Origin of the sequence: Jatrophihabitans endophyticus, assembly GCF_900129455.1 — a bacterium.
In the GTDB taxonomy this organism is placed as follows: Bacteria; Actinomycetota; Actinomycetes; order Mycobacteriales; family Jatrophihabitantaceae; genus Jatrophihabitans; species Jatrophihabitans endophyticus.
Map to the genome: position 1 here is coordinate 314264 of NZ_FQVU01000002.1, position 12360 is coordinate 326623.

At 73.2% G+C, this 12360-nt stretch carries 16 protein-coding genes and 1 riboswitch; of the genes, 7 read left to right on the plus strand and 9 right to left on the minus strand.

All coding sequences use genetic code 11. The features are described 5' to 3' along the window. Positions 1 to 117 precede the first annotated feature (117 nt). A complete protein-coding gene (locus tag BUE29_RS06835) occupies positions 118 to 921 on the plus strand; it encodes an HAD family hydrolase (protein ID WP_073387967.1) in 804 nt (267 codons plus the stop codon). A gap of 1 nt (position 922) precedes the next feature. On the opposite strand, the gene BUE29_RS06840 is transcribed toward BUE29_RS06835, so the two are convergent. The 4 genes from BUE29_RS06840 to BUE29_RS06855 form a co-directional block, all read right to left on the minus strand. Further along, the gene (locus tag BUE29_RS06840; RefSeq protein ID WP_073387969.1) at positions 923 to 1735 is read right to left on the minus strand and encodes a TIGR03620 family F420-dependent LLM class oxidoreductase; all 813 of its coding nucleotides are present in this window, start codon (positions 1733 to 1735) and stop codon (positions 923 to 925) included. Between the two features lie 353 nt (positions 1736 to 2088). Next, positions 2089 to 2841, minus strand: a complete 753-nt coding sequence (locus tag BUE29_RS06845) for an ABC transporter permease (RefSeq protein WP_073387971.1) — start codon at positions 2839 to 2841, stop codon at positions 2089 to 2091. After that, positions 2842 to 3801, minus strand: coding sequence for an ATP-binding cassette domain-containing protein (locus tag BUE29_RS06850; protein ID WP_073389447.1), 960 nt, complete (start codon positions 3799 to 3801; stop codon positions 2842 to 2844). It abuts the gene before it with no gap. An 82-nt stretch (positions 3802 to 3883) separates the two neighbouring features. Further along, a complete protein-coding gene (locus BUE29_RS06855; RefSeq protein ID WP_073387973.1) occupies positions 3884 to 4624 on the minus strand; it encodes an oxidoreductase in 741 nt (246 codons plus the stop codon). A 134-nt stretch (positions 4625 to 4758) separates the two neighbouring features. Here BUE29_RS06855 and BUE29_RS06860 point away from each other — a divergent pair, with 134 nt between their 5' ends. From BUE29_RS06860 to crcB, 4 genes are all read left to right on the plus strand, one after another. After that, positions 4759 to 5193, plus strand: a complete 435-nt coding sequence (locus BUE29_RS06860; protein WP_073389450.1) for a phage holin family protein — start codon at positions 4759 to 4761, stop codon at positions 5191 to 5193. 6 nt (positions 5194 to 5199) lie between these two features. Further along, a complete protein-coding gene (locus BUE29_RS06865; protein ID WP_073387975.1) occupies positions 5200 to 6144 on the plus strand; it encodes an alpha/beta fold hydrolase in 945 nt (314 codons plus the stop codon). Between the two features lie 128 nt (positions 6145 to 6272). Further along, a riboswitch (Fluoride riboswitch) is annotated at positions 6273 to 6354 on the plus strand. A gap of 38 nt (positions 6355 to 6392) precedes the next feature. Further along, positions 6393 to 6872 (plus strand): fluoride efflux transporter FluC, encoded by a 480-nt coding sequence (locus BUE29_RS06870; RefSeq protein ID WP_073387977.1) that lies wholly within the window; start codon positions 6393 to 6395, stop codon positions 6870 to 6872. After that, positions 6869 to 7231 (plus strand): fluoride efflux transporter CrcB, encoded by a 363-nt coding sequence (crcB, locus tag BUE29_RS06875; protein WP_073389453.1) that lies wholly within the window; start codon positions 6869 to 6871, stop codon positions 7229 to 7231. The genes BUE29_RS06870 and crcB overlap by 4 nt, the downstream gene beginning before the upstream one ends. A gap of 18 nt (positions 7232 to 7249) precedes the next feature. Here the strand turns inward: crcB and BUE29_RS06880 are convergent, their stop codons facing one another. The 5 genes from BUE29_RS06880 to nth all read right to left on the minus strand — a co-directional run bounded on the left by BUE29_RS06880 (position 7250) and on the right by nth (position 11289). Beyond that, positions 7250 to 7975, minus strand: coding sequence for a sulfotransferase family protein (locus tag BUE29_RS06880; protein ID WP_159440836.1), 726 nt, complete (start codon positions 7973 to 7975; stop codon positions 7250 to 7252). A gap of 164 nt (positions 7976 to 8139) precedes the next feature. Beyond that, on the minus strand, positions 8140 to 9339 hold the full coding sequence (locus tag BUE29_RS06885) for a MarP family serine protease (protein WP_073387979.1): 1200 nt from the start codon (positions 9337 to 9339) through the stop codon (positions 8140 to 8142). After that, positions 9336 to 9761, minus strand: a complete 426-nt coding sequence (locus tag BUE29_RS22415; protein ID WP_073387981.1) for a cupredoxin domain-containing protein — start codon at positions 9759 to 9761, stop codon at positions 9336 to 9338. The genes BUE29_RS06885 and BUE29_RS22415 overlap by 4 nt, the downstream gene beginning before the upstream one ends. A gap of 95 nt (positions 9762 to 9856) precedes the next feature. Then, a complete protein-coding gene (locus tag BUE29_RS06895; protein WP_073387983.1) occupies positions 9857 to 10519 on the minus strand; it encodes an NUDIX hydrolase in 663 nt (220 codons plus the stop codon). Further along, positions 10516 to 11289 (minus strand): endonuclease III, encoded by a 774-nt coding sequence (gene nth, locus BUE29_RS06900; RefSeq protein WP_084180805.1) that lies wholly within the window; start codon positions 11287 to 11289, stop codon positions 10516 to 10518. The genes BUE29_RS06895 and nth overlap by 4 nt, the downstream gene beginning before the upstream one ends. On the opposite strand from nth, the gene BUE29_RS06905 reads away from it, so the two are divergent. Further along, positions 11276 to 11533 carry a hypothetical protein gene (locus tag BUE29_RS06905; protein ID WP_234971387.1) on the plus strand — a complete coding sequence of 86 codons (258 nt, stop codon included), beginning with the start codon at positions 11276 to 11278 and terminating at the stop codon, positions 11531 to 11533. The genes nth and BUE29_RS06905 overlap by 14 nt on opposite strands. Before the next feature lie 150 nt (positions 11534 to 11683). After that, positions 11684 to 12358 (plus strand): Crp/Fnr family transcriptional regulator, encoded by a 675-nt coding sequence (locus tag BUE29_RS06910; RefSeq protein WP_073387987.1) that lies wholly within the window; start codon positions 11684 to 11686, stop codon positions 12356 to 12358. The last annotated feature ends 2 nt before the right edge of the window (positions 12359 to 12360 follow it).

Consider the following 12360-nt stretch of genomic DNA (forward strand, 5'->3'; position numbering starts at 1 on the left):
CCGGCGGCGTCGACGGTCCCGCCCGAGGCTGTGGACGACACGCCGGGCTGTGGACGAGCCGCTTGACACGCGCGACGCGCGACGTCGGCGCGCAGTGAAGATCCGTATCCTCGCCGTGTGACGGACGGGAGCCGAACCGCGGCCTTCTTCGACCTCGACAAGACGATCATCGCCAAGTCGAGCGTGCTCGCGTTCGGCCGGCCGTTCTACCAGGGCGGTCTCATCAACCGTCGCGCCGTGCTGCGCAGCGCCTACGCGCAGTTCATGTTCGCGCTCGCGGGGGCCGACTCCGACCAGATTGAGCGGATGCGCGCTTATCTGACGAGCATGTGCGCCGGGTGGGACGTGTCGCAGGTCCGCGAGATCGTCGCCGAGGCGCTGCACGAGATCATCGACCCGATCGTCTACGACGAGGCGGTCGACCTGATCGGCATGCACAAGGCCGCGGGGCGCGACGTCGTCATCGTGAGTACCTCGGGCGAGGAGGTCGTGGCGCCGATCGGCGCGATGCTCGGTGCCGACGAGGTGGTCGCCACCCAGATGGTGGTCGAGGAGGGTCGCTACACCGGCGAGATCGGCCGCTACGCCTACGCCGCCGAGAAGGCGGTCGCCGTCCGCGCCCTCGCCGCGGACCGCGGTTACGACCTCGCCGACTGCTACGCGTACTCCGACTCGGCGACCGACGTCCCGATGCTCGAAGCGGTCGGTCACGCCTATGCCGTGAACGCCGACCGCGCTCTGCGCAAGATCGCGGTGGAACGGGAATGGCCGCTGCTCACCTTCTCCAACGCCGTGCCGCTACGCGAGCGCATATCCGGGCTGCGGCCCGATCACCCGGTCGCGTCGGCGAGCGTGCTGGGCGTGGGCGTCGGCGCCGCCGGTCTGGCCTGGTACCTCGCCCGGCGGCGCGGCGCCCGCTGAGTCAGCGCGACAGGCCGAGCGCCCGGGCGACGGCGCCGGCCCGCTCGAGCGGCGACCCGGCGCCGGTGGGCAGCAGGGACACCACGACGTGGTCGGCCCCGGCGGCACGGTGTTCGCCCAGGTGCGCGGCGATCGCCGCCGCGTCACCCCACACCGCGACGGCGTCCACGAGCCGATCGGCGAGCGCGGTCACCTCGTCGTCGGTGAAGCCCATCCGCCGGAAGCTCGCGCGGTAACCGGGCACGCCGGCGAGGAACGCGAGCGGCTCCCGGACGGCCGCCCGGGCCGCGGCCGCGTCCGGCTGCAGCGCCGCGAGCTGGTGCACGACGAGCAGGCGGTCGGGCCCCAACCGGGCCCGGGCGGCTGCGGTGGCCGCCGGGGTGGTCAGCAGCGTCATGGCGCCGGCCGCTCGCTCGCGGGCGATGTCGAGCTTGCGCGGACCGAGCGCGGCCAGCAGTCGGTCGCCGGGCCCGATGCCGGCCGCGTCCAGCGCGTCGAGGTACCGGCCGAGCGCGGCGAGCGGACGGGGCTGCTGCGGCCCGCCGACGCCGAGGACGAGACGGTCGGCCAGCCGCGCCCGCAGCGCGACCACGGCGGGGACGTCGTGCACCCCGAGCGGCACGACCGCGGTGCCCACCGCGCTGCGCGAGGTCGCCCGGACGACGTCGTCCACCCGCTCCAACGCGTCGAGCTGGCCGCCGGCCAGCCACAGCGTGTCGAATCCCAGCGCCTCCAGCGCCGGCGCCGTGACGCCGAGCGCGGCGTCCGGGCCGACGTCGACGGCGATCCCCGTGCTCCCCGGCCGCGGCATCATGCCGGCGACGGTAGGAGTTCATCCGCGCTCGAGGTCAAGCGCCGACGTCCGCGCGTCGCTTCCGGGCTGACACGCCGATCGGGGGTTGTGCCCCAGGTCACATCAGGTGTCCACTGTCGGCACGGAACGGCACCCACCGAGGCCTTCCCGCCGCCGGCGGGTTCCGCTCCGGCACGGACGAACGGGCACCCACGCGGCGATCCCACCACGCACAGGTGAGTCGACGTGGACCTGCGAGAGCGGGCTGCGTCTGACGTTTCCGCACAGGGCACGCTTGGTAACCCGGACGTCCGTGCCCGACGGCGCCGCCCTTCCCGGACGGCGCCGTCGCTACGTCCGCACCCGCCCAGAACTCACGCGGACTGCCGCTGGAACGTCCGCGACCCCCACCACGCGAGCAGCGCGCCCAGCGCGACCGTCACCAGCGCGCCGATCCACACGTGCCGATCGCCCCAGTCGCCGCGGAACAGCGCGCGCGTCGCGTCGACGACGTAGGTGAGCGGGTTGACCTCAGAGGTGTGGCGCAGCCACGCCGGCGCGAGCGACATGGGCAGCAGCACGCCCGAGAGCAGCAGCAACGGCAGCGTGACGCCCTGGACGAACGGCGCGAACGCGTCCTCGTCCTTGAGGATCAGGCCCATCGCGTAGGACGCCGCCGAGATGCCGAGCGCCAGCAGGCAGATGATGACCACGGACGCCACGATGCCGCTCGCCTGCGCCCGCAGCCCGAACGGCAGGGCGACGAGCACGAGCACCACGCCTTGGACGCCGATGGTCACGACGTTGCCCAGCGTCCGACCCATGATGAGGGAGACGCGGCGCGCCGGTGTCACCCGCTGCCGGTCGATGACGCCCTCGCGCAGCTCCTGGATGATGCCGAAGCCCGCGAAGCCCGCCCCGAAGATCGCGAGCTGCAGCAGCAGACCCGGGACGAAGACCCGCCATGCGTCGTCGCCGCCGAGACCGCCGCCGGTGACGTTCTTCAGCAGCGGCCCGAACAGCGCGAGGTAGAGGATCGGCTGCGTCAGCCCGAAGAACACCCACACCGGGTTGCGCAGCAGGATGCGCATCTGTCGTTGGAAGATCAGCAGCGTCTCGGTGAGCATCTACGCCGCCTCGTCGCGCAGCGAGCGCCCGGTGAGGGTCAGGAAGACGTCGTCGAGCGTCGGCCGGTTGACCGCGATCGACGCCGGGCTCAGCCCGGCGGCGTCGAGGGCGCGCAGGATGGGCGCCACCGCGGTGGCGCCGGAGTCGACGGTGACCAGCACCGCGGTCTCGGTCGTCACCACCTCGCGTACCTCCATCGCCTGCCGCACGACCTCCTCGGCCCGCTCCCGCGGCTGGTCGGGTGCGAACTCGAGCGTCACCACGTCACCGGAGATCCGCGCCTTCAACGCGTCCGGGGTGTCGTCGGCGACGATCGCCCCGCCGTCCATGACGAGGACGCGGTCGGCGAGCGCATCGGCCTCGTCCAGGTAGTGCGTGGTGATGACGACGGTGACGCCCATGTCGCCGCGCAGCCCACGGATGTGCTGCCAGAGGTTCGCGCGGCTCTGCGGATCGAGGCCGGTGGTCGGCTCGTCCAGGAAGACCAGCGGTGGCGAGTGCATGAGCCCGAGCGCGACGTCGAAGCGGCGGCGCTGGCCGCCGGACAGCTCCAGCAACGCGCGTCCCTCGAGACCACCGAGGTCGAGGCGCGGGGCGACCTCGGCGAGCCGGGCCGTCGCCTCGGCCTTCGCGAGCCCCTGCAACCGGCCCTGGGTGACGAGCTCCTCGCCGACCAGCGTGCCCGCGCTCGGCGCCGCGCCGACCTGCGCGACGTACCCGATGCGGCGGCGCACCTCACGCGGCTCGCGGATGAGGTCCTTGCCCGCCACGGTCGCGTGTCCCTCGCTCGGCATCAGCAGCGTGGTGAGCATGCGCAGCGTCGTCGTCTTGCCCGCGCCGTTCGGCCCCAGCAGCCCGACGATCTCCCCCGCCCGCACGTCGAGGTCGATGCCGCGCACCGCGTGCACGGGCCCGGACTTCGTCTTGAAGCTCCGCGCCAGCCCACGCGCGGAAATCATGGTGTCGCCCATGACGAGCACCGTGGCGTGACGGCGGACGGCGGTCAAGCGCGATTGCGAGCGCGACCATCGCCGCCGCGGATCACGCCCGCGCGAGGGCCTGGCAGATCGCGGTGGTCTCGACGGCACCGGCGGCCACGGCGTCGGCGCAGTGCACGAGCCAGGTCGCGATGCCGTCCCGCGTGCCGGTGCGGTAGGCGGCCAGCGCGCCGTCGTATCCCTCGCCGAGCTCGCGATGACCCGCCTCGACCGCCACGAGGGACTTCGGGTCGAGACCGCGGTCGATGAGCGTCAGCCGGACGGCGGCCCGGGCCACCACGCCGGACGCGGGCGGGAACGCGTCGAGCGAGAGCACCTCGCCGTGCACGATGCCGGCGACCACGACCGCCGGGGCCGACGTCTCGGCGAGGACGAGCGCGAGCGTGTCGAGCCGTTCCGCGGCGCCGGCCGCCGGCCGCCCGAGCGCCTCGGGGTCGGGCACGAGGTCGGCCGCCGCCAGCACGTGCAGCCGGGCGAGGGCCTGCCGCGGCGCGTGCGACCACGTGTCGACCAGCCCCGGCAGGGCGGCCTGGGCACGCAGGGCACCCTGCACGATCGGGTCGTCGGCCGCGGCGCCGCTGCGGACCTCGTCGAGCGGCACGTCCGCGCCGGCGAGCACGGCGGAGGCCCAGGCGCCGCGCAGCGAGGACTCCGCCGACACGTCGGCCGAGCGCCGGCGCAGCATCCGGTTGCCCAGCAGCGCGTCGACCGAGGCGCGCGCACGGTCGACGGCGTCGCCGACACCGGGCAGGTCGAGCAGCGGCGCGAGCGGGTCGGCGGTCACCTGGACGAGGCTATCGACCGCGGCACGACGGCCGGCGCGACACCGACATCGGTGACGTCGGCCCTACCCGGGTCCGCCGTCTGCGACGATAAGGCGGCGCACACGGACCCGTGGCCGGCGAGGAGAAGAGCAGCATGACCGCAAGCCCGAACCCACCCGTCCCGACCACGTCGTCCGCGGTGACGGCGTCGGAGGAACCGAGCATCGGCCAACTGGTCTCCGACGCGTCGGCGGCGCTGTCGACGCTGGTCCACAGCGAGATCGAGCTCGCCAAGCTCGAGCTCCGCGCGACGGTCAAGAACGCCGGTGTGGGCGCCGGGATGTTCGTCGCCGCGCTCGTCGTCCTGGTGTTCTCGCTGACGTTCGGGTTCTTCGCGCTCGCCGAGGGCATCAACGCGCTGGGCCTGTCCCGCTGGCTGAGCTTCCTCATCGTCTTCGGTGCACTGGTGCTGCTCGCCGGGCTGTTCGTCCTCGTCGGCATCCGCAAGGTCAAGCGCGTCCGCGCGCCGCAGCAGACGATCACCACGACCAAGGAGACCGTCGACTACCTGAAGAAGTCGCGCGGCTGACGCGGTATGGGATACGGCCCGCTGCCCGGGGCGCCCGACAGCTCCGTCGTCCTCGTCGAGGGTCCGTGGACGCACCGGACGGTGCGCGCCAACGGGATCGCGCTGCACGTCGCCGAGCTCGGCACCGGTCCGCTCGTCCTGCTGGTCCACGGCTTCCCGCAGTTCTGGTGGGGGTGGCACCGGCAGCTGGTCGACCTCGCCGACGCCGGCTACCGCGCCGTCGCCGTCGACCTGCGCGGGTACGGCGCGAGCGACAAGCCACCCCGCGGTTACGACTCGGCGACCCTCGCCGCCGACATGGCAGCGCTCGTCACCTCGCTCGGCGAGACCGACGCCATGGTGGTCGGCAACGACATCGGCGGGACGTTCGTCTGGACGATGGCGGCGACCCACCCGCGCGTGGTCCGCAGCGCGGTGGTGCTGGGCGCGGCCCACCCGTTGCGGATGCGGGCGGCGCTGCGCCCCGGCGCCGGCCCCGAGCAGCGGCACGCGTCCGCGTACTCGTTGCGGACGTTCCAGGTCCCGCGGCGTCCCGAGCACCTGCTGTCGCGCGACTCCCACTGGGTCCGCGAGCTGTACGAACGCTGGACCGGCCCGCGCTGGCGCGGCACCCCGGGGTACGTCGCCGACGTCGAGCGGTTCGCGCAGGCCATGCGCATCCACCCGGTGTCCTTCTGCGCCGCGGAGCACTTCCGCTGGTCGCTGCGCTCGGTGCTGCGCTCGGACGGCCGGCGCTGGGCGGAGGCGATGCGCACCCCGATCACCGCGCCGGTGCTGCACCTGCACGGCGACTTCGACACCTGCGTCCTGCCCGCGACCGCGCAGGGCTCGGGCCAGTACGTGTCCGGCGAGTACGAGTGGCGCGTGCTCGACGGCGTCGGCCACTTCCCGCACAGCGAGGTGCCCGAACAGGTCAGTGGCGAGCTCGTCCGCTGGGCGAAGACCCACTGACCGACACCACCGCCCGTCGTCGACTGGCCACTTCGATGGTCGACTGGCGACCTGCGGTCCGACTGGCGAGCTGTAGGTCGCCAGTCGGCGGATTGCTCGCCAGTCGACAGACCCGGCGGGCGTGTACGGTCGGGCGAGGCGATGGATCCCGCCGGGGTCGTCCGATCGGACGACCCGAACCGCCGGCCGGCTGATGGTTCCTTCTCACGATGACGTGTTCGTGCACGCCACGACGAGGAGGAGCGACCGTGTCGAGCCGCGACCGCGATCCCGAACTCCCGCTCGATCCCGACAGCCCCGCGGACCGGCCGCTGCACCTGCGGGGCTCGGCGGCCGTGCTGGTGCTGATCGGCGGCATGGTCGGGACGTTGTCGCGCTACGGCCTCACCGAACTCTGGCCGAGCGGCACCGGCCGCTGGCCGTGGGGCACGTTCGCCGCGAACGTCGCGGGCTCGCTGGTACTGGGGACGCTGCTGGAGGCGCTCGCGCGCACCGGCCCCGATGCCGGCCGCCGACGGCAGCTGCGGCTGCTCGCGGGCACCGGATTCTGCGGTGGCCTCACGACCTACAGCACCTTCGCGGTCGAGGTCGACCTGCTCGTCCGCTCCCACGACGCCGCGCTCGCGATCCTCTACGGCGTCGTGTCGTTGCTGCTGGGGGGTCTGGCGGTGTGGGCCGGCATCGTCGCCGCGGCGCGGTGGCCGACCCGGGCGGCGGCGATCGGATGACGACCGTCCTCGTCGTGCTCGCCGGCGGCGTCGGCGCCGTCGCCCGCTTCGTCGTCGACGGCGTGATCCGCAGCCGCTGGCCCAGCCGCTTCCCCTGGGCGACAATCGTCATCAACGTGTCGGGATCACTGCTGCTCGGGGTGCTGACCGGTTTGATGCTGTACCGCCAGGTCGACACCGACGTCCGCCTCGTCCTCGGAACCGGATTCTGCGGCGGCTACACCACCTTCAGCACCGCGACCTTCGAGACCGTCCGGTTGCTGCAGCAGGGCCGTCGCGGCCACGCGGTGCTCAACGGCCTGGGGACGGCACTGCTGTGTCTCGGCGCGGCCGCCCTCGGCCTCGTTGCGACACAGTGACGCTGTGGCTGCCGCTGTTCAGGAGTAACCCCACCGGGCGGTCATGTCAGCGAGCTCGACCGCTCGGTCGTCGGACAGCTCGCGGGCCTGGCCCACGTGCCCGGAACGGATCGCCGCGCCCCAGTCACCGAGCCCGGGACGCAGCTCGCCGGTGTCGGGCACCGCGTAGTGCACCATCGCCTCTTCCCACGGCACGCCGACGTATTCGCACAGGGCCTGCGCGACCGCCGTCGGATCGGCGGTCAGGGTTTCGTAACGCACCGTCGGGCCGGGCAGCTCGCGCCGCGCGGCGTCCAACTGGTCTCCGTACCGTCGCACCAGATCGATTTCGTGATCCCGCGAGGCCTTCGTGTTCGCGGCCAGTCGCGACTGGAGCATGGCGGCAGGATGACGGCGCAGGTGGATGTACCGGGCCTCGGGCCACCCCCGGTGGATGAGTGCCCAGTCCGCCGCGTTCTGCGGCGTCTTGTCGACGATGACGCGCTTGCCGCTGGACGCCAGCAGACCGTGCAGCACCCGGTCCCAGAGCAGCAACTGGAGTTCCTCGGCGGACAGCGACATCTGCTCGAAGGACTTGCGGGCGTAGGGACGCTCGATCGCTACCCGCAGTGCATTGAGGTGCAGCTCGTGGGGAGCATGGATGAGCGAATGGCTGTTGAGGATGCTGCGCAGCAGCGTCGAGCCGGAGCGGGTCGCGCACAGGACGAAGACGGGGTCGACAACCAGTCGGTCGGTCAACCCCACCCCCGAGTCACCGGACGAGCTGCGGGAGTCGCGCAGGACCGCGGCGGCTCGTCGGCGCAGGCCCTCCACGAGTCGGGGCGTTGGGGCGCGGCGCTGGGAAGGCATTGCCTCGATGATCCCCACCCGCCGTGGGCGGTAACTGTGTCCGAGCCGGTCGAGGGGCCTCAGTCCGGGGTGCAGCCGCCGGTGCCGACCGCGGTGGTGCGACGACGCCCGGCGTCGGCGTCGCCGTCGATCTCGTCCTTGGTGAGCACGAACCCGGTGTCCTTCGAATCCAGCGCGGTCGCGAAGACCATGCCGAGCACCCGGCCGTCGTAGCCGAGCATGGGGCCGCCGGAGTTGCCGCTGCGCACGACCGCGCGCACCGAGTAGATCTCGCGCCGCACCTCGCCGTTGCCGTAGATGTTGCTGCCGCGCACGGTCGTCTGCGATCGCACGCGCGCCGAGCGCACCGTGTACGGGCCGTCCTGCGGATAGCCCACCACCACGGCCGGCGTGCCCTGGGCGGCGGCGCGCGGCGCGAAGTCCAGCGGCTGTGCGTCCAGCCCCGGCACCGCCAGCACCGCGACGTCGCGATCGGGGTCGAAGAGCACCACCCGGGCGGTGACGCGGTCGTTGTCGTTGCGCCCGACGACGACCTCGACCGACCGCGTGCCCGCCACCACGTGCGCGTTCGTCAGCACCCGGTTGCGCGCGTACACGAAGCCCGAGCCCTCGATGCCGCGACCGCACTCGGGGGCCTGCCCGTAGATCTTGACGATCGAGCTCCGCGCGTCGGCCACCGTGCGCCGCACGCGGCGCGGCAGGTCGGCCGGCGGCGGTGCGACGGCCACCACCGACGTCGACGGCAGGTCGCCGAGGACGGGCGGGAACCCGCTCTGGTTGAAGAAGTTGCGCAGCGAGGCGTACAGGCCGCGCACCGGGTCGGGCACCACCTGGTTGACGCCACGCACGATCGTGGACTGGCTCGCCTCGGCCGCGAGCTTCGGGTAGGCCGACGTCGCCAGCGGCAGGGCGACCATCCACGCCACCAACAGCACCGCGACGACCCCGAGCACGGCGCCGAGGGCGGAGTCCCACGGCCGTCCCCGAGCCCGGACGAACCGTTCGCGCAGCCGGCCGGCGACGAAGACGCCGAGCAGCTGGCCGGCCGTCGCCAGCAGCAGCACGCAGACGATGGCGATCGGGATCTGCGCCCGACCGTCGGCGAGCTTCGCCCCGAGCGGCCGGGCGACCTGGGCGCCGATCGCCGCACCACCGAAGAAGCCGACGAGCGAGAACGCGCCGACCAGCGCCCCGCTGCGGAAGCCGCCGATGCCGTACGCCACGGCCGCCAGGACGATGACGACGTCGAGCAGGTTCACGGCCGCACCACCAGGACGCCGGTCTGCCCCTGCCGTTCGTGGATGGTGCAGACGAAGCGGTACCGCCCGGGCGCGGGCGCCGTGAACGTCGCGGCGGTCGTGTGGCCGGCGCCGGCGAGCGGGACGAAGTCGGCCGGGAAGTCGTCCAGCCGCAGGTTGTGCGGCGCACCCTGCTTCGCGGTGTTCTTCAGCACGACCCGGACCCGACCGGGGTGCACCACGAGAGTCGAGGGGTGGAAGCGGTAGTCGTCGCCGGTCGTCACCGTGACGACCTGCAGGCCGCCCTGGTTCACCGCGCTGCCGGTGCCGGCGTGCGGGCCCTTCGCGGCGGGTGCCTGGTCGTTGCTGCAGCCGGCCAGCGCGGCGACGGCCGTCAGCGCCGCCAGCAGGCCGGCCGCGACCGGGCTGCGGGAGGCGGGCATGGCACGACCGTACCGGCGTGTCCCTGAGCCCACGGGCGTCGTCCCGCTCCCCGCGCGACGGCCCGACCCGTGCCGCGGAGCCGAACCGAGCCTGCTCACCGGCGCCGCATCGCCGCCGGCAGCGGCCGGGTGAGCGTGGTGTCCCACGGCCGCGCCCAGCCACCGAACTCGAGCAGCCGGTCGAGCAGGCCCGCGGTGAAGCCCCACACGAACAGGCCACCGGCGGCCGGCACCTCGAAGCCGGGGCCGCTGAACCCGGACGGGTGATGCACCCGGAACCGGTTCGCGGGATCGGCCAGCGCCGCGAGCGGGACCAGCGCGACCCGAGCGACCTCGCCGGCGTCCACCGGCCGGACCTCGTGCGGGTGTTCCCACCAGGCCAGCACGGGCGTCACCACGAACCCCGACACCGGGATGAAGATCGCGGGCAGGTCGGCGACGAGGCGGACCGAGGCGGGGTCGAGGCCGACCTCCTCCTGCGCCTCGCGCAGGGCCGCGGCGTCGAGCGAGTCGTCGGTGGGGTCGAGCGAGCCGCCGGGGAACGCGACCTGACCGGCGTGCTTGCGCAGGTCGGCCGCGCGCTCGATGAGCAGGACCGACGGGCCGTCGGCGACCTCGGCCAGCGCGATCAGCACCGCCGACGGCCGGCCGCTGCCGTCGTCGGGAGGCAGGAAGCGGGAGAGGTCCTCGCCGCGTAACCGCCCGGCGGCGTCGGCGAGCGTGCGCAACCACGGCGGCAGCGGTGGTGCAGCGCTCAACTGGCGACCATCTGGGCCTCGGACTTCACCAGCGCGGTCGCGGCCGCCGGGTCGGTGGGCCCCTCCCCGTAGGACGGGCACAGCCGGGCGATGGCGCACGCCCCGCAGGCCGGCTTGCGCGAGTGGCACACCCGCCGGCCGTGCCAGATCGCGCGGTGGCTGAAGATCGTCCACTCCCGCTTGGGGATCAGCTCGGCGACGACCGCCTCGACCTTCACCGGATCGGTCTCGGCCGTCCACCCCCACCGGCGCACGAGGCGCCCGAAATGGGTGTCGACGGTGAGCCCTGGGACGTCGAAGGCGTTGCCGAGCACGACGTTGGCGGTCTTGCGGCCGAACCCCGGCAGCGTGACGAGGTCACGCAGCCGGCCGGGCACCTGCCCGTCGTAGCGCTCCTCGAGCTGCTGGCCGAGGTTGATCAGCGAATTGGCCTTGTTCCGGAAGAAGCCGGTGGACTTGATCATGGTCTCGAGCTCGGCGCGGTCGGCACCGGCGTACGCCGCCGCGTCGCGGTAGCGGGCGAACAGCGCCGGCGTGACCTCGTTGACCCGCTTGTCGGTGCACTGGGCCGACAGGATGGTGGCCACCGAGAGCTCGAGCGCAGTGGTGAAGTTCAGCTCGCAATGGGCGGTGGGGTAGAGCTCGGCGAGCTCGCGGTTGATCCGGCGGGCCCGGCGAGTGAGCGCGAGCGGGGTCTCTGCGACGGTCTTGACCACATGAGCGAGCCTACGACCGGGTGCCGACGGCGATGGCAGAATGAGCGGCACCATGATCGGTTTCGCGCTGCTGCTCTTCCCCTTCCTGCTGCTGGGCTTCGTCCTGCTCATGCAGCGGGTCGAGGAGCCGCTGAGCTCCATCGCGGTCGAACGGCAGATCGAGCAGTTCCTCGACGACGCCAGCCCCGAGGAGCTCGACACCTTCGTGCGCGAGGGCACCGACTCGGCGCTGTCGCGCTTCCGGGCCCGGTTGGGGATCGCCCGGCTGCGACGCGGCTGGCGCAAGGCCTCCCACTAGGTTCGCACCCGGCGCCGGTTCGCCACCGGCCCTCGCGGTGCCGCACCGGCCTCCCGCCGGGGCGCGCTTCCCCGGTGCCCTAGACTCCCAGACGACTGTGACCTGGTTCGCACCGCGCCATCGCGCCGTGCGGACGAACGAGGAGCGTACGTGGACGAGATTCTGCGCAGGGCCGGGCTGTTCCAAGGGGTGGACCCCGAGGACATCGAGGCGCTGTCGGGCGAGTTCGAGATCTTCGAGGCACCGCGCGGCGCGGTGCTGTTCAACGAGGGCGAGCCCGGCGACAGCCTCTACATCGTCATCACCGGCAAGGTGAAGCTCGGTCGACGCTCGCCCGACGGCCGGGAGAACCTCGTCGCGATCTACGGCCCGTCCGACCAGTTCGGCGAGCTGTCGCTGTTCGACCCGGGGCCGCGCACCGCCACCGCCACCGTCGTCACCGATGCCCGCCTCGCCAAGCTGCCGAAGTCGGCGCTGCAGCAGTGGGCCACGGACCGTCCGCAGATCGCGATGCAGCTGCTGCGCGTCGTCGCGCGCCGGCTGCGGCGGACGAACACCATGCTGGCCGACCTGATCTTCGTCGACGTCCCCGGCCGGGTCGCCAAGCAGCTGCTGCAGCTGGCCCAGCGCTTCGGTTCCATCGACGGCGGCCAGCTGCGGGTCACCCACGACCTCACGCAGGAGGAGCTCGCCCAGCTCGTCGGCGCCTCGCGCGAGACCGTCAACAAGGCGCTCGCCGACTTCGCCTCACGGGGCTGGCTGCGCCTCGAGGGCAAGAGCGTCGTCATCCTCGACCGGGAACGGCTGGCCCGCCGCGCCCGCTAACT

Coding starts and splice junctions, on each gene's coding strand:
- BUE29_RS06850 (WP_073389447.1), bottom strand. CDS start 3,801: ATGATTTCCGCGCGTGGGCTGGCGCGGAGCTTCAAGACGAAGTCCGGG.
- BUE29_RS06840 (WP_073387969.1), bottom strand. CDS start 1,735: ATGATGCCGCGGCCGGGGAGCACGGGGATCGCCGTCGACGTCGGCCCG.
- BUE29_RS06865 (WP_073387975.1), top strand. CDS start 5,200: ATGGGATACGGCCCGCTGCCCGGGGCGCCCGACAGCTCCGTCGTCCTC.
- BUE29_RS06905 (WP_234971387.1), top strand. CDS start 11,276: ATGAGCGGCACCATGATCGGTTTCGCGCTGCTGCTCTTCCCCTTCCTG.
- BUE29_RS22415 (WP_073387981.1), bottom strand. CDS start 9,761: ATGCCCGCCTCCCGCAGCCCGGTCGCGGCCGGCCTGCTGGCGGCGCTG.
- BUE29_RS06845 (WP_073387971.1), bottom strand. CDS start 2,841: ATGCTCACCGAGACGCTGCTGATCTTCCAACGACAGATGCGCATCCTG.
- BUE29_RS06860 (WP_073389450.1), top strand. CDS start 4,759: ATGACCGCAAGCCCGAACCCACCCGTCCCGACCACGTCGTCCGCGGTG.
- nth (WP_084180805.1), bottom strand. CDS start 11,289: ATGGTGCCGCTCATTCTGCCATCGCCGTCGGCACCCGGTCGTAGGCTC.
- crcB (WP_073389453.1), top strand. CDS start 6,869: ATGACGACCGTCCTCGTCGTGCTCGCCGGCGGCGTCGGCGCCGTCGCC.